The sequence below is a fragment of the Allobosea sp. OAE752 genome, from assembly GCF_050433265.1.
In the GTDB taxonomy this organism is placed as follows: domain Bacteria; phylum Pseudomonadota; class Alphaproteobacteria; order Rhizobiales; family Beijerinckiaceae; genus Allobosea; species Allobosea spartocytisi.
Map to the genome: position 1 here is coordinate 402,393 of NZ_JBNPXO010000003.1, position 22,293 is coordinate 424,685.

Here is a 22,293-nt window from a genome sequence, read left to right on the forward strand (position 1 = left end):
CTCCCTGCGACCAATGAGCATGAAGAGCGAGACCTTCGCTCTCGCAACGATCGGGAGAGACGAGCATGACCACGTTCCGCAAGACGCTGACCGCGACCCTCGCGGCCGTGACCCTGGCCACCACCTTGATCGCGTCCGGCGCCGAAGCGCGCCCGCGCTGGCACCGGGGCTATGGCTGGGGCGTCGGAGCCGGTGTGGTCGGCGCGCTCGCCGCAGGCGCGATCATCGCCGGCGCCACCCGCCCCGCCTATGGCTACGGCTACTATGACGCTCCTGCCCCCGTTCGCTCCTGCGACCTGGTCGAGCGCTTCGACCGCTGGGGCAACGTCATCGGCTACCGCCGGGTCTGCGGCTACTACTGAGCTTCCCTGGACGCCCCTGTTTCGAGACCCCAGACTCAAAAGGCCGGCTCACGCCGGCCTCTTTTTTTGTTGCGGGTCGATCGGGGCGCTCAGCCCTTGGCAGCAGCGACCTTGCGCAGGTAGCCGGTGACGATGCCGGTGACGCCGCGCGACAGCACATCCTCGAACGCCGCGAGGAACTGATCGCACTGCTCGCGCGTGACGATCAAGGGCGGCTCGAGCCGGATGACGTTGCGGTTGTATTCGGTGAAGGCGACGAGCACGTCGTGCTCCTTCAGCAAGAGCGCGCCGACGAAGCCGCAGAGCGAGCCTTTCAGCTTGTCGTCGAGCAGTGCGACCATGTGCTTGACCCCGAAAGGCATGGTCTCGCTGATGTCCTGGAACTCGATGCCGATCATCAGCCCGCGCCCACGGATTTCCTTGAGCAGCGTCGGGTATTTCGCTCGCAGGCCGTTCAGGCGCTCGATCAGATAGTCGCCCTGCCGCTTCGCATTGCCCATCAGATCCTCGTCATAGAGGACGTTGAGGGCCTCGATGGCGGAGACGCAGGCCTCGCCCATGCCGCCGAAAGTCGCCTGCGCATGGATCAGCGCGGTCTTCGGCTTGCCATAGGCCTTCATGTAGATCTCGCGACGGGCAATCATCGCGCCCATCGCCGCCTTGGAGCCGCCGAGCGCCTTGGCGAGCGCGGTCACATCCGGCACCACCCCGTCGCGCTCGAAGGCGAAGAACTGACCGGTGCGGCCAAGCCCGCACTGCACCTCGTCGGCGACCCAGAGCACGCCGTGCTTGTCGCAGAGCGCGCGCAACTCGCGCCAGAAACCCTCCGGCGCCTCGACGATGCCGCCGCCGCCCTGGATCGTCTCCATCACGACGATGCCGATCGAGGGGTCGTTCTCCAGCGCCTGCCGGACCGCATGGATGTCGCCGAAGGGCACCTTGACGCGGTTCTCGACCAGCTTGAACTGCGACTGGTAGAGCGTCGAATCGGTGACCGAGAGCACGCCCTTGGTCTTGCCGTGGAAGGAGTTCGCCGCATGCAGGATCTTGGACTTGCCCGGACCCTGCGCCTGCTCGGCGACCTTCAGCGCCGCCTCCATCGCCTCCGAGCCGGTCGAGCCGAGGAAGACCATGTCGAGATCGCCCGGCGCGATGGTGGCGAGGTTTTTCGCCAGCGCCGCCGCATATTGCGACATGAACGCCATGCAGATCTCATGGCGGTTCTCGTCCTGGAACTTCTGCCGGGCCGCGATGATGCGCGGATGGTTGTGGCCGAAGGCAACCGAGCAAAAGCCGCCGAAGAAATCGAGGATCTTCCGGCCGTCCCTGGTGATGTAGTGCAGGCCCTCGGCGCGATCGACGAGGATCTTGTCGAAGCCGAGCAGCTTGAGGAAATGAAGCTGGCCGGGGTTGATGTGGGCGGCGAAGAAATCCTTCACCTGGGCGGCGTCGAGCTGCTTGGCAGCCTCGACGCTGATGAGTTGCGGGCGCGCTCCGCTCACCGGCGCATCCTCCTGGCTGAAAGCGGGCATGCTCATGCGGCGAGGCTCCTCTGCGCCTGTTTGTGGGCGTCCTTGCCCTTGCGATACTCGGTATAGGCGGCGAGCAGCATATCCTCGTCGCGGTATTGCGGGTGCCAGCCGAGCTCGCGCTTGGCCTTGGACGTGTCGAGAATACAGATCTCGTCGGCGATCTTGTATTGCTCGGGATCCATGATCGGCATGTTCACCGCGTCGAGCGCATCGAGCGTGAGCTTCACCAGCGAGGCCGGCGTCGGCAGCAGGATCGATTTCGAGCCGGCATGCTTGATCAGGTCGCCGAGCAGCTTCTTCACCGGCGGCGGCTCGTCGGAGCCGAGATTATAGGCCTCGTTCGGGAAGCCCGCCTTCCAGGCGCAGACACAGGCGCTGGCGCAGTCGAACACCGAGATGAACTGGTAGGGATTACGCCCCGAGCCGATCATCGGCACCGGCAGGTTGAGGTCGATCAGCTTGAACAGCTTCACCAGGATGCCGAGCCGGCCGGGCCCGATGATCAGGCGCGGCCGGAAGATCGGGATCTTGAAGCCCTTGGCGCGGTATTCCTCGGCGAGCCGCTCGGTCGCGAGCTTGCTCTCGCCATATTCGCCGAGCGGATGCGCCGGATGGGTCTCGTCCTGCGGCACCGTGACCGAATGACCGTAGATCATGTCCGTGGTGAAATGCACCAGCCGGTCGGCGCCGCGCTTCTCCATCCAGCTCAGGATGTTCTGCGTGCCGTGAAAATTGACCGGCCAGAAGAAATCGTGTCGCTCGGCCCGCGTGACAATCGGCGAGAGCATCTTGGCCGAGAGGTTGTAGACCACGTCTTCAGGCGAGAGCGGGATCGTGTCCACGCTCTCCGCCTTGGTCACGTCGATCTGGACGAAGGGCACCTTGGCGTAATGCGCATGGCTGCTCTTGTGGATGTCGGCGACGAGGACGTCCTCGCCCATCGCCGCAAGATCAGCCGCCAGGCGCGAGCCGACGAAGCCGTCGCCGCCGATGATGATATGCTTCATGACCGGCTCCTATCGGCGCGACCGGGGCGCCGGACGAACCCGCACCGGCACGGGAACCGGCGTCAGCATGGTCTCGGGCCGCGGCTCGAACAGGGCGCCGAGGCGCAGGAACAGGCGAACGATCAGGTCCATGGTACCCCTCAGCTTTGTGCGATGAAGATGGTGCCGATGACGATGAAGCCGATCCCGGCGATGCGGCTCGGGCTCAGATCCTCATGGAAGGCGAAATAGGCATAGGCCGCGACCACGACATAGGCGAGGCTCAGGAACGGGTAGGCGTAGCTGATCTGCACCTTGGACAGCACGACCAGATGCGAGGCCATGCTGACGACGAAGGTGCACAGGCCCGCGAAGACGAACGGGTTGAAGACGACCCGGAAAACCGTGGCGACGATCCCGTCGCCGGCGATGTCGAAGGAGCCGAAACTGCTCATGCCGCGCTTGAGCATGAGTTGCGCCGCCGCATTGGTCAGCACCGTGAACAGGATCAGAGGAATATAGGAACTCATCGTCGTGCCGGGATTTCCTGCGTCGCTTTTCAGCCTCCAGATGCCGAGAAAAAAACTTCAAATGCCTTAGTGCGCGAACCCTACTTCATCATAACGTTAAGACGATCCTGCCGCGATCGACGAAACCCTGCGTCATCCGGGCACCGGCCCGATCCTTGCCTGAGCTCTGGCGGTCAAGGTGTCCGGAGAGGGTGACGATGAAGCGCGAAGAGCTGACCGAGAAGATTCTCGACATCAAGCGCGAGAAGGGCTGGAGCTGGAAATACATCACCGACGAGATCGGCGGCATGTCCGAGGTGCTGGTGGTCGGCGCGCTGCTTGGCCAGATGAAGCTGGTCCGGCCGCTGGCCGAGCGCGCGGCCGCGCTGTTCGGCCTGTCCGAAAACGAAAAGCGCATGCTCAACGAGGTGCCCTATCGCGGCACCGGCACGCCGATGCCGCCGACCGACCCGCTGATCTACCGCTTCTACGAGATGGTGATGGTCAACGGGCCGGCCTGGAAGGCGCTGATCGAGGAGGAATTCGGCGACGGGATCATGTCCGCGATCGATTTCAACATCTCGTTCGAGCGCGAGCCCAATCCGAAGGGAGACCGGGTCAAGATCGGCATGTCGGGCAAATTCCTGCCGTACAAGTACTACGGCAACGAGCAGGGCATTCCCGATTACGGCTTCAAGGAGGAGTGACGCGGGCCATTGCTGTCTCAGCCTGTCGCGGCGGTCGTTACCGTGGTTAGGGTTATCACCTCGCTCGGAAGGTCTCATGCCCCTGCCCAATCGCGTCAGGCCCGACGGCGCGCTCTTTGCCGATCCGGCCCGCGGCACCCTGTTCGGTAATCGCGGCGGGCGCTTCCACGATCCGCGGACGCAAGCCCTGCCGCGTCGCATCCAGGCCAGCCGCCAGTGGATCTGCTGCGTGCTGTCCTTCAAGGGGCGCCGGCATCAGGTCTGGGGTCCCGGCTACACCGACCTCTTCTTCTGCGATGAGGTCACTGCCTTCGCCGCTGGCCACCGCCCCTGCATGGAATGCCGGCGGCACGACGCCCTCGCCTATCGCGCAGCACTGGTGAGCGGCCTCGGCATGACGCAGACGCCGTTCTTCCCGGAGATCGATCGCATTCTCGACGGCGAGCGCCGCGACGGCCGGGGCAAGCGCACGCATCGCCTGCCGGTGGAGAATCTGCCGGACGGCGCGATGCTGCTCGCCGAGAACGGAAGGGAATTCCTGGCGCTGCGCGGCGGCTCCGCCCTGCTCTGGGCGCCGGCCGGCTATGCCGCGCGCTGCGACCGCCCGGCGGGAATCGTGACCGTCCTGACGCCTCCGGCCACGCTCGCCGTGTTGAGACAAGGTTATAGGCCCCTCTGGCATCCGAGCGCCGATGCCTTCACGCCGCCACCCGGCACCGGCGAGTAGGAACTTTCACGCCACAAAAGGCGTTGGCACAGCATCATCCTTTCCCAAAAGGGGCTGTCCATGCGTTCGATCATCCTGTGGCTCGTCGGGGTTCCCATCCCGATCATCATCCTGTTGTGGTTCTTCATGAAATAGCCTCGAACGAACCGAGGAACGTGCAGGGCCGGGCCTCGCGCCCGGCCCTTTGCATGATCGTTGCCGCCACACCTTGGCAGGAATTCGCGCGTCTCCAGCCCTGTCAGCCATCGCAACCGGCGACGAACAGGCCTATATGGCGGCCATGCTCATGTCCTCGACATCCCCGATCATCTCGGTCTCCGGGCTCTCCAAGACCTATGCGACCGGCTTCAGCGCGCTCAAATCCGTCGATCTGGAGATCAGGCGCGGCGAGATCTTCGCCCTGCTCGGCCCCAACGGCGCCGGCAAGACGACGCTGATCAGCATCATCTGCGGGCTGGTCAAGCCCAGCACCGGCACCGTCCTCGCCGACGGCTACGACATCATCCGCGACTATCGCGCCGCCCGCGCGACCATCGGCCTCGTGCCGCAGGAATTGACCACCGACGCCTTCGAGACGGTCTGGAGCACGGTGAGCTTCAGCCGCGGCCTGTTCGGCAAGCCGAAGGACCCGGCCTTCATCGAGCGGATTCTCAAGGAGCTGTCGCTCTGGGACAAGAAGGACACGCAGATCCGCCGGCTCTCCGGCGGCATGAAGCGGCGCGTGCTCATCGCCAAGGCGCTCGCCCATGAGCCGCGCATCCTCTTCCTCGACGAGCCGACCGCCGGCGTCGATGTCGAGCTCAGGCAGGACATGTGGCAGATGGTGCGCCGGCTCAAGGAATCCGGCGTCACCATCATCCTGACGACGCATTACATCGAGGAGGCGGAGGAGATGGCCGACCGCATCGGCGTCATCTCCAAGGGCGAGATCATCCTCGTCGAGGAAAAGGCGGAGCTGATGCGCAAGCTCGGCAAGAAACAGCTCAGCCTTCAGCTCCAGCAGCCGATCGAGGCCGTTCCTGCCACGCTCGCCGCCTTCAATCTCAGCCTGTCGCCCGCCGGCGACGAGCTCGTCTACACCTACGACACCCAGGCCGAGCGAACCGGCATCACCACCTTGCTGCAGGGCCTCGCCGAGGCGGGCATCCGCTTCCGCGACCTCAGCACCAGCCAAAGTTCGCTCGAAGACATCTTCGTCAGCCTGGTGAGGGAGCGCGCATGACCACTGTCACGACGAACCGCGACGCCGAGGCCGGCATGCGCCTCAACTTCCGCGCCATTGCCGCGATCTACCGCTTCGAGATGGCGCGGACATGGCGCACCCCCTCGCAGAGCATCGTCTCGCCGGTGCTCTCGACCGCGCTCTATTTCGTCGTCTTCGGCGGCGCTATCGGCTCGCGCATGCAATCGATCGACGGCGTACCCTATGGCGCCTTCATCGTGCCCGGCCTGATCATGATGTCCCTGCTGACGCAGAGCATCGCCAATGCGTCCTTCGCGATCTATTTCCCGAAATTTACCGGCACGATCTACGAATTGCTCTCCGCCCCCGTCGCCTGGTGGGAGGCGGTGATCGGCTATGTCGGCGCAGCCGCATCGAAATCGATGCTGCTCGGGCTGATCATCCTGCTGACGGCCACCTTCTTCGTGCCGCTGCGCATCGAGCATCCGGCGATGATGCTGCTTTTCCTCGTGCTGACGGCGACGACCTTCAGCCTGTTCGGCTTCATCATCGGCATCTGGGCCGATGGCTTCGAGAAATTGCAGGTCATACCCCTGCTGATCGTGACGCCGCTGGCTTTCCTGGGCGGCTCCTTCTACTCGATCGCGATGCTGCCGCCCTTCTGGCAGAAGGTGACGCTGTTCAACCCCGTGGTCTATCTGATCAGTGGCTTCCGCTGGAGCTTCTACGGGATCGCCGACGTCAGCCTCGGCGTGAGTCTGGGCATGACGCTCTTCTTCCTCGTGCTCTGCATCGGCATCGTCGGCTGGATCTTCAGGACCGGCTACCGGCTCAAGAACTGAGCCGGCAGGGTCTCCTGCACGGTCAAGTGCTAGAGCGCGTCGCCAGCCAGTCCTGACCGCCGCCTTCAGCCCGTCCGATCATGCGATTTTCCTCGACGCGGCCTGTATAGCGCTGCCCGTCCGCCAGGAAGCTGATCTCGCTGCCCGTCATCTTGGCCTCGGAGATCGGCACGGACTTGCCGTTGCGCGTCAGCGTGCCCGACAGCATCTGGAAGCTCTGCGAGAGCCTGAGTTCGCCATCGCCGAGCCGCCATGTGCCGGCGACCTTGGCGGGCACGATCCAGTGATAGGCGCGGCAGAAGCTCGAGCAGTTCTCGGCCAGCACGACGCTCTGGTCCGGCTCCCAATCGTCCATGGTGAAGGTGTTCGAGACGACCCGCGTGCCGGGCTTCATGTCGAGGATGGTCGGCCGGAGCTTGAGGTTGAGTTCAGGCAGCAGGAACAGCGTCAGCACCGTCGCCTGCGAGAAGTCCGATTCGAAGATGTCGCCCCGGACGAACCGCGCCCTGTCGGTCACGCCCTCCGCCTCGGCGTTGCGCTGCGACAGCGTCACCATGTCGGGATTGTATTCGATGCCCATGGCTCGCACGCCGCGCTTGGCGGCGGTGATGACGGTGCGCCCATCGCCCGAGCCGAGATCGATCAGATAGTCGTCCTTCGTCACCTTGGCCATGTTCAGCATGCTGTCGACCAGCGCCTGCTGGGTCGGCACCCAGACGACGTCCTTCCCGGCCTGGCCCGAACGCGGCACGTAGTCGGGAGCGGCAGCCGGATTCTGCGTGGCCTGCACGGGCTGGGCGTAAGGTGCCGCAGGCGCGAGCAAGCCGAGGGCGCAAGCGGTGGCTAGAATGTGAAGCCTCTTCATCATCTGTCTCCGTTGTCGAAAGCGTCGGTGGGCGAAACGTGACGGGTTGGGCTTGATGGGGCGCACTCACTCGGCCGCTGCTGGCCTCGCGGCGCCGGGAATGACCTCCCCCTCATCCCCCTGCTTGCGCCGGAACAGCAGGAGCGGCAGGCCCGCGAGCACCACCGCGAGCCCCACCAGCGCGCCGCTGCCGGTATAGGCGAGGCTGGCATGCAGCATGTAGGCGCAGCCCAGACAGAACAGGATCGGCGTCAGCGGGTAGAGCGGCACACGGAACGGCAGATTCCGCTTGGGCTCGCGCCAGCGCAGGATCGGCAGCGCTGCGCCAACCAGCAGCAGGAAGGCCCAGAACACCGGCGCGCTGTAGTCGACCATGGACTGGAAGCCGTCCCGGCTCGCCGCGCCGAAACCGACGAGCAGCAGTGCGACGGCACCTTGCAGCAGGAGCCCGTTCGCCGGGGCGCGGCCGCGCTCGTCCCATTCCCCGACGCGCGGCAGCAGGGTGAGATCCCGCGCCATGGCGAAATAAACCCGCGCGCCCGTGAAAATGGTGGCGTTGAGCGTCGAGAGCGCGGCGACGACGATGGCGAGGCTGACGATCACGGCGCCCGGCTCGCCGGCCACCTGCCGCATCATATCAGCCGCCACCGCCTCCGAAGTCCGCAGGCCGTCGAGGCCGAGGATCGCGAGCAAGGCGAGATTGGCGAGCACGTAGATCGCGACGAGGATCGCCGTGCCGATGGCCAGCACGCGCGCCATGTTGCGCGCCGGGTTCTCCAGCTCGCCCGAAAGATAGGCCGCCTCGTTCCAGCCGCCATAGGTCAGGAGCACGAAGACCATGGCGAGGCCGATCGCCGCCGTCCCGGGCGCAGGGGCAGCCGGCTGCGCCGGAGCATCGCCGCCGAAGCACAGGCCGAGCAGGATGATGGCGGCGAGCGCCCCGACCTCGATGAAGGTCATGAGGATCTGCAACCTCTTGCTCTGCACCGTGCCGATGACGTTGAGCGCCGTCAGCGCCACCACCGAAAGCGCGGCATAGAGCGCCGGTCCCATCGGTCCGATCGGCGCGACCTGCGCGGCGTAGTCGCCGAGTACGAAGGCGACCGCCGCGATCGCCCCGGTCTGGATCACGGCGCCGCGCGCCCAGCCGAACAACATCGCGACGGAGCGGCCATAGGCACGGGCGAGGAAATGATATTCGCCGCCGGCGTGAGGATGCGCGGCGGCGAGCTCGGCATAGCAGAGCGCACCGATCAGCGTCGCCACGCCGCCCATGATCCAGACGCCGATGAAGGCCGCCTCGCTGCCGACATTCGCGGCGACCACGGCCGGCGTCTTGAAGATGCCGATGCCGACGACGATGCCGACCATGATCGTCACGGCATCGAATACGGACAAGCTCGGCTGCGGCTCGGCCTTGACGGCTGCGGGCATTCCGGTCCCCTCGGCTGGCATGAAGAGTCGTACGACGGAAGTCGAAGGGGAGAATGCGGCGGGAATGGCGGTTGTTCCGCTCACAAAGCGGTCGGCAATCCTCACGGAGCCGTGAGCGGCGCGGAATTCGGCACGCGCCGCCACGGCGCGGCGAGAATGATTGACTTCGCCCGCCTCATCCTGTCTTCAAACCGGCCATGACCGATCTTTCGACCCTTCAGGCCCCGGCGGCCGAGGCGCCGCACGCGCGCCGGCGCACCTTCGCCATCATCTCGCACCCGGACGCGGGCAAAACGACGCTCACCGAGAAGCTGCTCTATTTCGGCGGCGCCATTCAGCTCGCCGGCGAGGTGCGCGCCAAGCAGGGCCGCCGCCAGACCTCCTCGGACTGGATGAAGATCGAGCGCCAGCGCGGCATCTCGGTCGTCACCTCGGTGATGACCTTCGAGTACGGCGGCCACGTCTTCAACCTGCTCGATACGCCAGGCCACGAGGACTTCTCGGAAGACACCTATCGCACGCTGACCGCCGTCGACGCCGCCGTCATGGTGATCGACGCCGCCAAGGGCATCGAGGACCGCACCAAGAAGCTGTTCGAGGTCTGCCGTCTCCGCGACATCCCGATCGTCACCTTCATCAACAAGGTCGACCGCGAGACGCGCGATCCCTTCGACCTGATCAACGAGATCGAGACGACGCTGGCGCTCGACGTCGCGCCGATGACCTGGCCGGTCGGCCGCGGCCGCGAATTCGTCGGCACCTACGATCTCAAGGCCAATACCTTCCGCCGCAACCAGAAGGGCGACGAGCGCGCCGAGGACCGCCAGGTCTCCGGCTGGGACGATCCGCTCTTCGACGAGCTGCTGCCGCATGGCGCCGCCGAGACCTGGCGCGAGGAGGTCTTCCTGGCCGCCGAGGGGCTGAAGCCCTTCGATCTCCAGGCCTTCCGCGAGGGCCATCTGACGCCGCTCTATTTCGGCGCGGCGCTCCGTGACTACGGCGTGCGCGACCTGATCGACGCGCTCGGCGCCTATGCCCCGAGCCCGCGCGCGCAAGCATCCGACAAGCGCCCGATCGAGGCGGACGAGCCGAAGATGACCGGCTTCGTCTTCAAGATCCAGGCGAACATGGATCCGAACCACCGCGACCGCATCGCCTTCATGCGCATCTGCTCGGGCAAGCTGTCGCGCGGCATGAAGGCCAAGCTGGTCCGCACCGGCAAGCCGATGCCGCTCAACGCCCCGCAATTCTTCTTCGCCCGCGACCGCTCGATCGCCGAGGAGGCTTTCGCCGGCGACATCGTCGGCTTGCCGAACCACGGCACCTTGCGCATCGGCGACACGCTGACCGAGGGCGAGGACATCGTCTTCAAGGGCGTGCCGAGCTTCGCCCCGGAAATCCTGCGCCGCGTCAAATTGAAGGACGCGATGAAGGCCAAGAAGCTGCGCGAGGCGCTGCAGCAGATGGCCGAGGAAGGCGTCGTCCAGCTCTTCCTACCGCATGACGGCGCGCCCGCCATTGTCGGCGTCGTCGGCGCGCTTCAGCTCGACGTGCTCAAGGAGCGCATGGACGCGGAATACTCGCTCCCCGTCGATTTCGAGCCCTGCCAGTTCTCGATCGCGCGCTGGGTCTCCTCGGAGGACAAGGTCGCGCTGGCCAAGTTCGTCGGCCACAAGCCCTCGGCCATGGCCGATGACCTCGACGGCGACCCGGTCTTCATGGCGTCGAGCCAGTTCACGCTGAAATACGATGCCGAGCGCGCGCCCGACATCACCTTCTCGGACGTGAAGGACTACCAGAAGGTCACGAAGGCCTGATCCGGGCTCAGCATCATGCTCGCCCTTGTGGCGAGCATCCACGTCTTGAACACGGCTCTCCGTGGATGGTCGGGACAAGCCCGACCATGACGGCAGAGGAAAGGTCCGACGTCAGCCAGCCCGATTGCCGGACACCACCGCCAGCGCCGCGACGAACCTGTCGAGATCGGCTTCCATGATGTAGGGCGCCGGCGAGATGCGGATCGTGTTGCCCTTGGCGACGCCGCCGCGACGCACCGTCATCACCTTGTGCCGGTCGCGCAGCGCCGCGACGATTGCGTTGGTGTCGGCGGGCGAGCGCTTGCCGGTCAGCGCGAAGGAGGTGATGCCGGCGACCATGCTCGGATCGTCCGGCGTCTGGATTTCGACGCCCTTGAGCTCGCGCGCCTTAGCGACCCAGTAATTGCGCAGATGGCGGTAGCGCGCTTCCTTGGCCTGCGGCCCGATCTCCCGGTGCAGGGCGAGCGCCGCCGGAACGGTGAGCTGAGCGGCGAAGTTCGGCGTGCCCGTATGCAGGCGCGAGCGGATGTCGTCGGCCTTGAAATCCTCGTCGGCCATATAGGGGTCGATATCGGCGAGGCGCTCCCGGGCGATGTAGATCATGCCGACGCCGAGCGGGGCTCCGATCCACTTGTGCAGGTTGAAGCCGATGAAATCGACGCCCAGATCCTTGGCCTGGAAGTCGATCTGGCCCCAGCTATGGGCCGCGTCGAGGATGACGTCGGCGCCGCGCGCCTTGGCCATGGCCGCGATCTCCTTCACCGGCATCATCAGGCCGGTGCGGTGGCTGACATGGGTCAGCAGGAGAAGCTTGGTCTTCGGATTCGCTTTCAGGGCAGCGTCATAGGCGTCGAGCACGGCCTGGCGCGTCGCGGGTTCCGGAATGTCGAACTTCGCCACCGCGACACCGCGCCGATCCTTCAGCCAGTTCATCGCATACTGCATCGAATCGTAGTCGAGATCGGCATAGAGCACGGTGTCGCCGGGCTTCAGCTTGTTGTAGCCCGAGATCAAGGCTTGCAGCGCCTCGGTCGCGCCACGCGACAGCGCGATCTCCTCACGCGCGACGCCGAGAAACTCCGCGAGCGGAGTCCGAACATTGTCGAGATCCGCCCCGATCTTGGTCCGGGCATAGACCGTGTTCTCGAAATTCACGAAATCGGTCAGGCGCTTGTATTCCGCCTTCACCGGCTCCGCCATGATGCCCCAATAGCCGTTCTCGAGGTTCACCATGTCGGGCGTGACGCTGTAGAGGCCGCGCACGGCCTGCCAGTAGCCCGTATCCGCCCCGAGGTTCGATGTCGGCAATGCCGGCAGCGAACGCGCAAGAACCGGCCCCGCCAGCGCGGCGGCCCCGAGGCCGAGCAACAGCGCACGGCGGCTGGTCTGAGGAACCGGGTTCGACATGTTCATGATCTCCTGGGACGGCCCGCGCGGGAGGTAGCGCCAAGCTGTCTCAGTGCTGTGACATGCCACGCATCCGCTTTCCGCGAACCGGTCCGACCCTCAATGTCCCGGCAGCGCGAATCCCAGCGGGACCGCTGTCGTCGACTTCAGCTCCTCCATGGCGAACATCGAGGTCACATCGGAGAGATCGATGCGCGAGATCAGCTTCTTGTAGAGCGCGTCATAGGCGGCGATATCGGAGACGCAGGCCTTGAGCAGATAGTCGATCTCCCCGCTCATCCGGTAGAAATCGACGATCTCCGGCAGGTCCTGGACGGCGGAATGGAAGCGTTCCAGCCATTCCATCGAATGCCGCGCCGTCCTGACCGCGATGAAGACGGTGACGCCGGCATTGAGCTTTTCCCGGTCGAGCAGCGCGACGCGGCGCTTGATGTATCCGCCCTCCTCCAGCTTCTGCACCCGCCGCCAGCATGGCGAGGGCGAAAGCCCGACCGACTCCGCCAGCTCCGCCAGCGGCAGGCTCGCATCCTCCTGCAAACGCGCGAGAATGCGCAGGTCGAAAGCATCGAGCTTGGCCATATGCCCTCAGCAGATTCGGAACCAGCTTCTTAAGCGAAGCATACACCGGGTTTATTTTTCCACATTTTCTGAAATCAAGGGTACAAAATTTCGATAAGAGCAAAAAATTCTCGATCTCTGCAAACCGCTGCCCGCCCTCTCCCGGTACCATTCTCCTGGTCGGATCGAGAGGGTGACGGGATGCAGGGTTTTCTGAGCGCGGAGCGGCAGGGCGCGGTGCTTCGCAGCCTGCGTAGCGACGAGGGAACGCTCTCGCGGGACTATCTCGCGGCGGCCCGCGATGTACTGCGCGAGCTCGTCGCCATGCCCGATCTGATCCAGCGCCTGCCGCTCGAGCGTAAGCCCGGCTGTTACGCCCGCAACCTGCTCGCCGGCGACGAGAATGTCAGCATCTGGGCGATCGTCTGGGGCGAGGGCTCCGCGACCTCAATCCATGATCACCACTGCTCCTGCTGCTTCGGCGTCGTCTCGGGCGTCGTCACCGAGACCTGGTATCGCGCCATCGACGCCAGCCGCGCCGTCCCGACCGAGGAACAGCAGCGGCAGCCCGGCTATGTCGCCTGCATGCTGCCCTCGGGACCGAATATCCACCGGATGCGCAATTTCGGGCCGGGCGAGGCGATCTCGATCCACATCTACGGCTTCGACCACGAGGCCCATGCCTCCTCGATCGAGACCGAATACACCGCCGTCGGCGGCTGATCTCGGGCCGGACGCTCCCGGCAACTTATCCCCGCGATGCACCGCCACGCGATGATGGCCTCCTTTGCAGGAGGCCAGCCATGTCGCTCAGAGGCATCGTCGCATACATCTCCGGGACATCGCCGCAACCCGAACTCGCCGTCACCCGCGAGCGTCTTCTGCGCCTCGCCCCGAACGGCAAGGCGCATATCGTCAACGGTATTGCCCTGCGCTTCGACGCTCTCGCCCGCGAGCACGATGTCTCGACGCGGCTGCGTCTATGCCACTTCCTCGCCCAGGCCGCCCATGAGACCGACGGCTTCCGCACGCTGGAGGAATATGGCGGCGCGAGCTATTTCCTGCGCTATGAGGGCCGGCAGGACCTCGGCAACACCCAGGCCGGCGACGGCATCCGCTATCACGGCCGCAGTATCTTCCAGCTCACCGGTCGCGCCAATTACCGCCGCTTCGGAGAGATCATCGGCATCGACCTCGAAGCCGAGCCGGAGCGCGCCAAGGAGCCGGACATCTCGCTCCTCGTTGCCTTCGCCTATTGGAGCGAGCGCGCGATCAACAATGCCGCCGACGCCGACGACGTCGCCGCCGTGACGAAGTTGATCAATGGCGGCCGCAACGGGTTGGCGGAACGGGCGCGCTATCTGGAAAAGGCAAAAGGGATTTGGGTGTGATCCCCTGGCGCACGCGTCATTCTCGGGCGAAGCGAAGCGCAGACCCGATAATCTCGTGACCAGAAAGCTGGTTTCAGAGATGGTCGGGTCAGGCCCGACCATGACGGCAGGCGGTAGCCGCTCAACCGTGCCCCGCCTTCAGCGCCTGGTCGAAATCGGCGTAGAGATCCTCGACATCCTCGATGCCGGTCGACAGCCTGAGCAGGTCTGTCGGGCAAGGCGAGCCGGCGCCCTCGATCGAGGCGCGATGCTCGATCAGGCTCTCGACGCCGCCAAGCGAGGTCGCCCGCTTGTAGAGCTCGACATGCGCCGCCGTCCGGATCGCCGCCTGTTCGCCGCCCGTGACCTGGACCGAGAGCATGAAGCCGAAGCCGTTCTCCATCTGCCGCGCCGCGATGTCGTGGCCGGGATGCTGTGGCAGGCCGGGATAGAGCACGCGCGCCACCAGCGGATGCGCCGAAAGCCGCTGCGCCAGCGCCATGGCCGAAGCCGACTGGCGCTCCTGCCGGACATGGAGCGTGCGCATGCCGCGCATCAGCAGATAGGCCTCGAACGGCCCGAGGATGCCGCCCTGCCCCCTCCGCACCGTCTTGATGCGGTTCCAGAATTCATCATCCTCGCGGGCGCAGAGCGCGCCGGCGATGACATCGGAATGGCCGTTCAGCACCTTCGTCGCCGAATGCATGACGATGTCGGCGCCGAGCGTCAGCGGCCGCGTATGCACCGGCGAGGCGCAGGTCGAATCGACCGCGAGCTTGGCCCCGGCCTTGCGCGCGATCTCGGCGACGGCGGCGATGTCGGTGATTGTCCAGAGCGGGTTGGAGGGCGTCTCGGCCCAGATGAGCTTGGTCACGCCGGGCTTCACGGCGGCCTTCAGCGCGGCGAGATCGTCGGTCTCGACGAACTCGACATTCAGGCCCCAGCGCTTCGCCTCGGTCATCAGCCAGTTGCGCAGCGCCCAGTACATCACCTTGGAGGCGACGACATGGTCGCCGGGCGAGAGCGCCAGGAACACGGCCGTCGCCGCCGCAGAGCCCGAACCGAACAGCAGCGCCCCGCCCTTCGCCTCCTCCAGCATCGCGAGCAGGCTTTCGGCCTCGCGTGTCGTCTCATTGTCCGGCCGCCCGTAGATGAAGCCGGTCGAATAGCCGTTGTCCTCGTCGCGGATATAGGTCGTCGCGACATGGATCGGCGGCACCACAGCCTTGGTGACGGGATCGATCTTCCCCATGGCCTGCGCCGTGAGGCTCCGCGGGCTCCAGCTCTTCGTGCTCATTGTCTCTCCGGGCCTTCCTGCTTTGCGCGGCGCTCTCGCCTATATCGACGGCTGACCACACTCTAGCGCGCGATCGTAATTTTAATTGGCGTTTTTCGCCGGCATACGACTATTTTCGTCATCAAAGGATCCAACGTGACGAAAATCGCCGATCTCGACCGCTTCGATCATGCGCTGCTGGAGGAAATGCAGCGCGACAACCAGACCCCGGCGCGCATCCTAGCCGAACGGGTCGGGCTGTCGCAAAGCGCCGTGCTGCGTCGGTTACGCCGGCTGCGGGCGGAGAAGATCATCACCGCGGACGTCTCGGTCGTGAGCCCGGCCGTGCTCGGCGTGCCCGTCACGATCCATGTGCTGGTCTCGCTGGTGCAGGGCTCGCAGCTCGCCGACGCATTCGCGCGCAAGCTGGGTTCGCGCCCCGAGATCAGGCAGGCATCCTATGTGACCGGAGGCGCCGATTTCGTCCTCCACCTCCAGGTGGAGAGCATGGAAGCCTATGCCGCCTTTGCCCGCGAGGTCTTCCACGACGATCCCAATGTCGCGTCGTTCTACACCTATGTCGCCATGCGCGAAGTGGTCGGCCCGCTGCGGAAAGGCCCACAGGAACGTCGCGCCTCCCCGCTGCCGAGGCGCACCTCATAGGACAGTCGTTAAGACGCTCGCCTACCCGATCGAACGCTCGATCACCTTCAGCACCGTGGCGCGCAGCTCGGCAATGGTGAAGGGTTTCGTCATCACCTCCTCCACGATCGCCTCGAGGCTCTTCGCCCGCTCGCGCTGCTCGGCATAGCCGGTCATCAGCATGATGGTCAGCTCCGGGAACTGCTGCTTGGCGGCGAGCGCCAGCGCAATGCCGTCCATCAGCGGCATGCGGATATCGGTCAGCAGCAGGTCGAAATGGCCCTGCTCGGCGATGAGGATGTCGAGCGCCTCGGCTCCGTCCGCAGCGGTGATGCAGGTGTGACCATCCATGCCGAGCCCGCGCGCGACCAGCGCGCGCAACGGCTCCTCGTCATCGACGACCAGAATACGCGACATGGCAGTTCCTCAGATGCCTGGCAGACCGGCCTGATCCTCGGTTTCGATGACGCCGACGAAGGGCAGTTGCCGATAGGAATGGGCGACATCCATGCCGTAGCCCACGACGAAATAATCCGGACATTCGAAGCCGACATGATCAGCCACGATGTTGACGGCACGCTTGTTCGGCTTCTCCAGCAACACGGCGGTCGAGACCGAGCGGGCGCCGCGCGCCGCCAGCAGATCCTTGGCGAAGGCGAGCGTGCGGCCGGATTCGAGGATGTCGTCGACCAGCAGCACGTCGCGCCCGCGCACCTCGCTCTGCACGTCGCGCAGGATTTCGACCTGGCCGGTGGAGACGGTCCCCGTCCGGTAGCTCGACAGGTGGATGAACTCGACCTGGGGCGCGAGGCCGACACGATGCATGGCGCGGATCAGATCGGCGGCAAACATGAAGCTGCCCTTGAGGACGGCGACGACGAGCAAGTCCTTCGGCTGGCTGTCGGCGACCGCCTGCGCGATCTCCGCATTGCGCTGCGCGATCGCAGCCTCGTCATAGAGCACCCTGATCCGCCGTTCCGGCATAATGACTCCTGCTTTCGTGACTTATGGCCGCGAAGGTTCCCGCGCAGGGCTTGCGCCGAGAACGTTCGCGGCGGGTTGATATCGTACGTTCGGGCCGCCGCAAACCGCAGGGCGGGGGCATCGTTGCAAGATTAATGCGCGCTCGCGATATTGGCCGTGCCCGCCGTGGAAGTGAAGCGCACCTGCACCGAGCGCCCCTTTTCCGGCGGGGACGCCAGCCTTGCGCGGAAGCGCATCAGCTCGGCCGGCTCCAGCACGCCGCGCGGCGGCTCCGTGGTCCAGCTATAGAGGGTCTGCCCGGCCTCGTCCTTTACCGAAACCTGGATCGGCGGCACCTTGGTCCTGCCTTTCGCGATATTGGTGACGTCGCCCTCGACGACGAGGAAACGGCTTTGCCCATCGTCGATCAAGCCGCTCTCGACGGCCGTCAAGCTCAGGCCCCGGACATTCACCGGCAGGCCGATCCGCTCGAACAGACCTGCGAGCTGCGGCGCGGCCTGAACCACGAGATTGCGTTGCCAGGCCAGTCCGGCCAGGAGCGTGACGCCGGCCAGCGCCGCGACGGCGGGCAGCGCGAGCCCCTTGCGCCCCACGACCACGGCTTTGCCGAAGCGCGCCCTGTATCCCGCCGAAGGACGGGTTTCCGGCGGCACGACCGGCGGCGGCTCCTCCTCAGGCACGCCCGCCTCGCCCGCCGTGGCGTCCTCGGCAACGACTGCGGCGATCTCCGCCTCGATCGCGGCTGCTCGCTCCAGCTCCTCGGCCAGCAGGGCCTGCGTCTCCTCGACGCTCGGCGCCGGCGGCATCTCGCTCGCCGCATCGACATGCCACAGCGTCTTGCATTGGGCGCAGCGCACCTTGCGCCCGCCCGGCCCCAGTTTGGCCGCGTCGAGCTCATACTGACTGGCGCAGGAGGGACAGACGATCAGCATGAAGGCAGCGTGGTTTCCTGCGATGAACGGCACCGGCAGTCGGCACCGAGTCTTTCCGGGCCTTTCGCCGGCGGCAAGCCACGGCGAAGCATTGCTTCGGCCAACCGAGGCAACCGGCTTCATTGACGCGATTTATGGTTAACGTCGCGTGAAGAATCTTGGGGGCATGTTGAGGCGTGCGCAGCGGCTCGGTGCGCCGCCGCTTACGATATAGCATTGCTGCGCCGGCCGGGATTTCTGCCGGCCGTGCGCTATGGGACGAGGAAGACGGCTTGGTTCGTTTCGAGAATGTCGGCCTGCGTTACGGCATGGGCCCGGAGGTGCTGAAGGACATCAACTTCAGCATTGCGCCGCGCTCGTTCCAGTATCTGACCGGGCCGTCCGGCGCCGGCAAGACGACGCTGATGCGCCTCATCCTGATGGCGCTGAAGCCGACGCGCGGCCTCGTCAACCTTTTCGGGCAGGATGTCTCGCGCCTCGACGGATCGACGCTGACGGCCTTCCGCCGCCGCATGGGCGTAGTCTTCCAGGATTTCCGCCTGCTCGACCATCTCACCGTCTACGAGAATGTCGCGCTGCCGCTGCGCGTGCTCGGCAAGGAAGAGGCGAGCTATCGCGCCGAGGTCGTCGAGCTTCTGCGCTGGGTCGGCCTCGGCGAGCGCATGCATGCCGTGCCGGCGGTTCTCTCCGGCGGCGAGAAGCAGCGCGCGGCCATCGCCCGCGCCCTGATCGCGCGGCCCGAGCTGCTCCTGGCCGACGAGCCGACCGGCAATGTCGATCCCGGCCTCGGCCGCCGCCTGCTGCGCCTGTTCATGGAGTTGCAGCAGCTCGGCACCGCCGTGATCATCGCGACCCACGACCTCAACCTCATGGACATCTACGACGCGCCGCGTCTCGTCCTGGCCGACGGGCATCTGCATGTCGATGCCTGAAGCCATCGAATACGACCACGAGGCACGCGAGGAGAAGGCCCTGCCGACCAATCTCCGGCGCGGCCAGCCGCTCGTGCCGGTCGACACGGTGGCCGGCCGCGCGCTGATGGCCGTGATCGCGATCCTGACCTTTCTCGCCGCGCTGAGCGCCGGGGCGGCCGTGCTCGCCGCGCGCGCCTCCGACCAGTGGCGCGGTGCCGTCTCCGACGAGATGACCATCCAGATCCGCCCGGAGGCGCGCCGCAACATCGAGGAAGACGTCGCCAAGGCCGTGGCGATGGCCCAGGCGCTCGACGGCATCGAGAGCGTGCGTGCCGTGCCCAAGGCGGAATCCGACAAGCTGCTCGAACCCTGGCTCGGCACCGGCCTCGACCTCGTCGAATTGCCGGTGCCCCGGCTCATCGTGCTGAAGCTCAAGCCCGGCGCCTCTCCCGACATCGCCCGCTTCGGCCCGGCCCTGCGCAACGAGGTGTCGACGGCGATCCTCGACGATCACCGGGTCTGGATCAGGCGGCTTTCGGCGATGGCGAGCACGATCATCGTCTCCGGCTTCGTCATCGTGCTGCTCGTGCTGACGGCGGCGGCACTGGCCGTCGCCTTCGCGACGCGGGGCGCCATGGCGGGCAGCCGCGAAAGCGTCGAGGTGCTGCATTTCGTCGGCGCCGGCGACGATTTCATCGCGCGCGAGTTCCAGAGCCGCTTCATCCGGCTCGGCCTGCGCGGCGGCGCGATGGGCGGCCTCGCCGCCATCGTCGCGATCGCGCTTCTGGGCTTCGTCTCGTCCTTCTGGTCGACGGCGCCGGAGGCGGAGCAGTTGCAGGCCCTGTTCGGCGCCTTCGAGATCGGCTGGGCCGGCTATGCCGCGGTCGTGCTCGTCGCCCTGGTCGTCGCCGCCATCGCCGGGCTCGTCTCGCGCTTCACCGTGCGCCATTACCTGAAGGTGCTGGCATGACGACGCGGCGCAACGACAATTTGCCTCGTGCCGCCGTTATGCCCGATTGGCCGGTTAGGTTCGCGCCATGGCCATGATTGGCAGCAGCAACGACCATCTCGCGGTGGGCGCTACGGTGACGTCCGTTTCGCGCGGCGGGCTGTCGCGTCGTCGTATCCTGGCGCTCGCGGCCATCGCGACCACCACCCTCGGTGCGGTCCTTTTCGTCTGCGGCTATGCCCGCTTCGCGGCCGGGATCGAGGCCCGTGAGCCGGTCGCGACACCGCAGACCGATGCGATCGTCGTCGTCACCGGCGGCTCGCAGCGCATCGGCGACGCCATCGGCCTGCTCGGAGCCGATCGCGGCGCGCGCCTCCTCATCAGCGGCGTCAACGAGAAGACCAGCCGCGAGGAGCTCGCCCGGCTCAACCCGGCATCGCGTGACCTGCTCGCCTGCTGCGTCGATCTCGACTACCGCGCGCGCAATACCATCGGCAACGCGATCGAGACCCGCCGCTGGGTGCGCCGGCACGGCTTCCGCTCGCTGCTGGTGGTGACGTCGAACTATCACATGCCGCGCACCCTGGCCGAGTTTTCCCATGCCATGCCGGGCCTGCGTTTCATCGCCCATCCCGTCGTCACCGATCAGCTCGACACCGCGGGCTGGTGGTACCGCTGGTCGACGATCAGGCTGCTCGCCCCGGAATACGTCAAATATCTCGTGGCGCGGCTGCGCAGCTTCGTCGAGGACGACCCGGAATATTCCCGGCTTTCGGTCATCATCGGCGGCCGCAAGCCGGTCTCGCCGAAGCCGGCCGAAGTCCTGGGCCCGGAGGCCGAAAGGCGCTCGCATCTGCGCGGGGCCACCCACCGCGACGGCTGAGCCGGCAGGCTGACGTTTCGCGCTCTGTTCCGAGACGTCGCTTCCGGCGAAATGGCGCCTCCGGATGAGGACTCGAGAAGTTTTCGAGCGCGGTCCGGGAAGCGCTTGACCGGCGCCGCGTCTCGGGCTCATTGCGGGCCCATGCTGATCCTGCGCTCGCTCGCCTTCAACGTCCTGTTCTATGCCAATCTCATCCTCTGGCTGATCTTCGTGGTGTTGCCGGCGCTGCTGCTGCCGCAGGCGGTGCTTCGGAACGTCGCCGCGGCCTGGTCGCACAGCTCGCTCTGGCTGATGCGCGTCGTCGCCGGCACGCGCTACGAGATCATCGGGCGCGAGAACATTCCCGAAGGCGGGTTGATGGTCGCCGCCAAGCACCAGTCCTTCTGGGAGACCTTTACCCTCTTCACCCTCTTTCCGGACCCGGTCTTCATCCTGAAGCGGGAACTGATGCGCATCCCGGTCTTCGGCTGGTGCCTCGCCAAGCTCAGGATGATCCCGGTCGATCGCGGCGCCCGCGCCCGCGCGCTCAAGGACGTCACGCGCCTCGCCAAGATCGAGCTGGGCCAGAAGGGCCGCCAGCTCCTGATCTTTCCGGAGGGAACCCGCCGGCCGCCCGGCGCGCCGCCGGCCTACAAATTCGGCGTCGCCCATCTCTATGCCGAGATGGGTGTGCCCTGCCTGCCCGTCGCGGTGAATTCGGGTCTGTATTGGCCGCGCCGCCAGTTTCTGCGGCGCCCGGGGACGATCCGGCTGGAGATCCTGCCGCCGATCATGCCGGGCCTCGACAAGACGAGCTTCCAGCACGAATTGCAGGAGCGCATCGAGACGGCCAGCGACCGGCTGCTCGCCCAGGGCCGCGCCGAGTTGGCCGCCCGCGGCCTGGATCCACTCGCGAACTCCTGACATATCCTGACAGCAGCATCATCTCGCCCAAACCGGGCCCGGTTGACTTATCCCCACAGCGTTCCCATTTTGTTCCTATTGCAGGAGGAACGAATATGGCTGCCCTCGCCTATCGCTTCACCCCGGACCTGTTCGATGAACCGGCCCCGGCGCCGGAGACAGTGGCCCGCGAGATGCCGTTGCGCAGCACGGCTGCGCTGAGCGAGCGTCGCTTCACCGCCTGGCGCGGCCGCTCGGGCCGGCGCTATGTCGCCTCGGTCTTCGCCGCCGACGACACCCATCCCCTGAGCTTCACCGATGCGGTGCTGCTCGCCGTCTCGGCCGAGCGGCAGATCATCGCGGCCCGCGATTCCGGTCCCTTCGGCGTCGAGGCGGCGCTGGCACGCTGGCAGCGCGCCGTCTCCGAGGCTGGCGCGAAGGAGATCCACGTCCATCTCCTCGCGGAGGACGGCGCCAGCCGCCGCGCGGCCCTGCTCGACCTGATGCCCCAGGCGGAAACGGCGGGCTAGCG

At 66.2% G+C, this 22,293-nt stretch carries 26 protein-coding genes; 14 read left to right on the forward strand and 12 right to left on the reverse strand.

The features are described from left to right. Window positions 1-65: 65 nt before the first annotated feature. On the forward strand, window positions 66-362 hold the full coding sequence (locus GGC47_RS11060; RefSeq protein ID WP_038363611.1) for a hypothetical protein: 297 nt from the start codon (window positions 66-68) through the stop codon (window positions 360-362). An 89-nt stretch (window positions 363-451) separates the two neighbouring features. Here the strand turns inward: GGC47_RS11060 and GGC47_RS11065 are convergent, their stop codons facing one another. Genes GGC47_RS11065 through GGC47_RS11080 form a run of 4 tightly spaced genes read right to left on the reverse strand, consistent with a single transcriptional unit; the run spans window position 452 to window position 3,410 of the window. Further along, complete coding sequence (locus GGC47_RS11065) at window positions 452-1,900, reverse strand: aspartate aminotransferase family protein (RefSeq protein ID WP_142022103.1); 1,449 nt, start codon at window positions 1,898-1,900, stop codon at window positions 452-454. Then, window positions 1,897-2,901 (reverse strand): NAD-dependent epimerase/dehydratase family protein, encoded by a 1,005-nt coding sequence (locus GGC47_RS11070; RefSeq protein WP_112763613.1) that lies wholly within the window; start codon window positions 2,899-2,901, stop codon window positions 1,897-1,899. Before GGC47_RS11070 ends, GGC47_RS11065 begins: the two co-directional genes overlap by 4 nt. A 9-nt stretch (window positions 2,902-2,910) precedes the next feature. Beyond that, the gene (locus tag GGC47_RS11075; protein WP_260368443.1) at window positions 2,911-3,033 is read right to left on the reverse strand and encodes a hypothetical protein; all 123 of its coding nucleotides are present in this window, start codon (window positions 3,031-3,033) and stop codon (window positions 2,911-2,913) included. An 8-nt stretch (window positions 3,034-3,041) separates the two neighbouring features. Continuing rightward, window positions 3,042-3,410, reverse strand: a complete 369-nt coding sequence (locus GGC47_RS11080; RefSeq protein WP_038364371.1) for a DMT family transporter — start codon at window positions 3,408-3,410, stop codon at window positions 3,042-3,044. Between the two features lie 197 nt (window positions 3,411-3,607). On the opposite strand from GGC47_RS11080, the gene cynS reads away from it, so the two are divergent. The 4 genes from cynS (at window position 3,608) to GGC47_RS11100 (ending at window position 6,848) form a co-directional block, all read left to right on the forward strand. Further along, window positions 3,608-4,096, forward strand: coding sequence for a cyanase (gene cynS, locus GGC47_RS11085; RefSeq protein WP_112763614.1), 489 nt, complete (start codon window positions 3,608-3,610; stop codon window positions 4,094-4,096). A 76-nt stretch (window positions 4,097-4,172) separates the two neighbouring features. Further along, window positions 4,173-4,823, forward strand: coding sequence for a hypothetical protein (locus GGC47_RS11090; RefSeq protein WP_142022104.1), 651 nt, complete (start codon window positions 4,173-4,175; stop codon window positions 4,821-4,823). A gap of 286 nt (window positions 4,824-5,109) precedes the next feature. Then, window positions 5,110-6,045 (forward strand): ABC transporter ATP-binding protein, encoded by a 936-nt coding sequence (locus tag GGC47_RS11095; RefSeq protein WP_038364367.1) that lies wholly within the window; start codon window positions 5,110-5,112, stop codon window positions 6,043-6,045. Continuing rightward, window positions 6,042-6,848 carry an ABC transporter permease gene (locus GGC47_RS11100; RefSeq protein WP_248311179.1) on the forward strand — a complete coding sequence of 269 codons (807 nt, stop codon included), beginning with the start codon at window positions 6,042-6,044 and terminating at the stop codon, window positions 6,846-6,848. Before GGC47_RS11095 ends, GGC47_RS11100 begins: the two co-directional genes overlap by 4 nt. 22 nt (window positions 6,849-6,870) lie before the next feature. On the opposite strand, the gene GGC47_RS11105 is transcribed toward GGC47_RS11100, so the two are convergent. Together GGC47_RS11105 and GGC47_RS11110 are read right to left on the reverse strand one after the other, a co-directional pair. After that, a complete protein-coding gene (locus tag GGC47_RS11105) occupies window positions 6,871-7,713 on the reverse strand; it encodes an SAM-dependent methyltransferase (protein WP_142022186.1) in 843 nt (280 codons plus the stop codon). A 66-nt stretch (window positions 7,714-7,779) separates the two neighbouring features. Then, the gene (locus GGC47_RS11110) at window positions 7,780-9,147 is read right to left on the reverse strand and encodes an APC family permease (RefSeq protein WP_142022105.1); all 1,368 of its coding nucleotides are present in this window, start codon (window positions 9,145-9,147) and stop codon (window positions 7,780-7,782) included. A gap of 197 nt (window positions 9,148-9,344) precedes the next feature. Here GGC47_RS11110 and GGC47_RS11115 point away from each other — a divergent pair, with 197 nt between their 5' ends. Continuing rightward, window positions 9,345-10,964, forward strand: coding sequence for a peptide chain release factor 3 (locus tag GGC47_RS11115; protein ID WP_038363602.1), 1,620 nt, complete (start codon window positions 9,345-9,347; stop codon window positions 10,962-10,964). A 111-nt stretch (window positions 10,965-11,075) separates the two neighbouring features. Here the strand turns inward: GGC47_RS11115 and GGC47_RS11120 are convergent, their stop codons facing one another. Together GGC47_RS11120 and GGC47_RS11125 are read right to left on the reverse strand one after the other, a co-directional pair. Then, window positions 11,076-12,371 carry an aminotransferase class V-fold PLP-dependent enzyme gene (locus tag GGC47_RS11120; RefSeq protein ID WP_370954628.1) on the reverse strand — a complete coding sequence of 432 codons (1,296 nt, stop codon included), beginning with the start codon at window positions 12,369-12,371 and terminating at the stop codon, window positions 11,076-11,078. Window positions 12,372-12,470: 99 nt separating this feature from the next. Beyond that, window positions 12,471-12,950, reverse strand: coding sequence for an Lrp/AsnC family transcriptional regulator (locus GGC47_RS11125; RefSeq protein WP_038363596.1), 480 nt, complete (start codon window positions 12,948-12,950; stop codon window positions 12,471-12,473). Window positions 12,951-13,130: 180 nt separating this feature from the next. Between GGC47_RS11125 and GGC47_RS11130 the strand changes: the two genes are divergently transcribed. Together GGC47_RS11130 and GGC47_RS11135 are read left to right on the forward strand one after the other, a co-directional pair. Next, the gene (locus GGC47_RS11130; RefSeq protein ID WP_051988091.1) at window positions 13,131-13,652 is read left to right on the forward strand and encodes a cysteine dioxygenase; all 522 of its coding nucleotides are present in this window, start codon (window positions 13,131-13,133) and stop codon (window positions 13,650-13,652) included. A gap of 80 nt (window positions 13,653-13,732) precedes the next feature. Next, window positions 13,733-14,320 (forward strand): glycoside hydrolase family 19 protein, encoded by a 588-nt coding sequence (locus GGC47_RS11135; protein ID WP_142022107.1) that lies wholly within the window; start codon window positions 13,733-13,735, stop codon window positions 14,318-14,320. Window positions 14,321-14,441: 121 nt separating this feature from the next. Here GGC47_RS11135 and GGC47_RS11140 read toward each other — a convergent pair whose 3' ends face one another. Further along, window positions 14,442-15,596: a trans-sulfuration enzyme family protein gene (locus GGC47_RS11140; protein ID WP_142022108.1), complete on the reverse strand. Its 1,155-nt coding sequence runs from the start codon at window positions 15,594-15,596 to the stop codon at window positions 14,442-14,444. A gap of 135 nt (window positions 15,597-15,731) precedes the next feature. Between GGC47_RS11140 and GGC47_RS11145 the strand changes: the two genes are divergently transcribed. After that, on the forward strand, window positions 15,732-16,238 hold the full coding sequence (locus GGC47_RS11145; RefSeq protein ID WP_038363591.1) for an Lrp/AsnC family transcriptional regulator: 507 nt from the start codon (window positions 15,732-15,734) through the stop codon (window positions 16,236-16,238). 21 nt (window positions 16,239-16,259) lie between these two features. Here the strand turns inward: GGC47_RS11145 and GGC47_RS11150 are convergent, their stop codons facing one another. The 3 genes from GGC47_RS11150 to GGC47_RS11160 form a co-directional block, all read right to left on the reverse strand. Beyond that, complete coding sequence (locus tag GGC47_RS11150) at window positions 16,260-16,634, reverse strand: response regulator (protein ID WP_038363589.1); 375 nt, start codon at window positions 16,632-16,634, stop codon at window positions 16,260-16,262. A 9-nt stretch (window positions 16,635-16,643) separates the two neighbouring features. After that, window positions 16,644-17,201 (reverse strand): hypoxanthine phosphoribosyltransferase, encoded by a 558-nt coding sequence (hpt, locus tag GGC47_RS11155; protein ID WP_038363587.1) that lies wholly within the window; start codon window positions 17,199-17,201, stop codon window positions 16,644-16,646. Between the two features lie 131 nt (window positions 17,202-17,332). Continuing rightward, window positions 17,333-18,133, reverse strand: coding sequence for a zinc-ribbon domain-containing protein (locus GGC47_RS11160; RefSeq protein WP_185747959.1), 801 nt, complete (start codon window positions 18,131-18,133; stop codon window positions 17,333-17,335). Between the two features lie 272 nt (window positions 18,134-18,405). Between GGC47_RS11160 and ftsE the strand changes: the two genes are divergently transcribed. From ftsE to GGC47_RS11185, 5 genes are all read left to right on the forward strand, one after another. Beyond that, window positions 18,406-19,065 (forward strand): cell division ATP-binding protein FtsE, encoded by a 660-nt coding sequence (ftsE, locus tag GGC47_RS11165; protein WP_038363585.1) that lies wholly within the window; start codon window positions 18,406-18,408, stop codon window positions 19,063-19,065. After that, window positions 19,052-20,017: a cell division protein FtsX gene (locus tag GGC47_RS11170; RefSeq protein ID WP_142022110.1), complete on the forward strand. Its 966-nt coding sequence runs from the start codon at window positions 19,052-19,054 to the stop codon at window positions 20,015-20,017. The genes ftsE and GGC47_RS11170 overlap by 14 nt, the downstream gene beginning before the upstream one ends. Window positions 20,018-20,084: 67 nt before the next feature. Further along, a complete protein-coding gene (locus GGC47_RS11175; protein ID WP_112763624.1) occupies window positions 20,085-20,879 on the forward strand; it encodes a YdcF family protein in 795 nt (264 codons plus the stop codon). A 141-nt stretch (window positions 20,880-21,020) separates the two neighbouring features. After that, window positions 21,021-21,782: a lysophospholipid acyltransferase family protein gene (locus GGC47_RS11180; protein WP_038363582.1), complete on the forward strand. Its 762-nt coding sequence runs from the start codon at window positions 21,021-21,023 to the stop codon at window positions 21,780-21,782. A 95-nt stretch (window positions 21,783-21,877) separates the two neighbouring features. Further along, window positions 21,878-22,291: a hypothetical protein gene (locus tag GGC47_RS11185; protein WP_133560612.1), complete on the forward strand. Its 414-nt coding sequence runs from the start codon at window positions 21,878-21,880 to the stop codon at window positions 22,289-22,291. The last annotated feature ends 2 nt before the right edge of the window (window positions 22,292-22,293 follow it).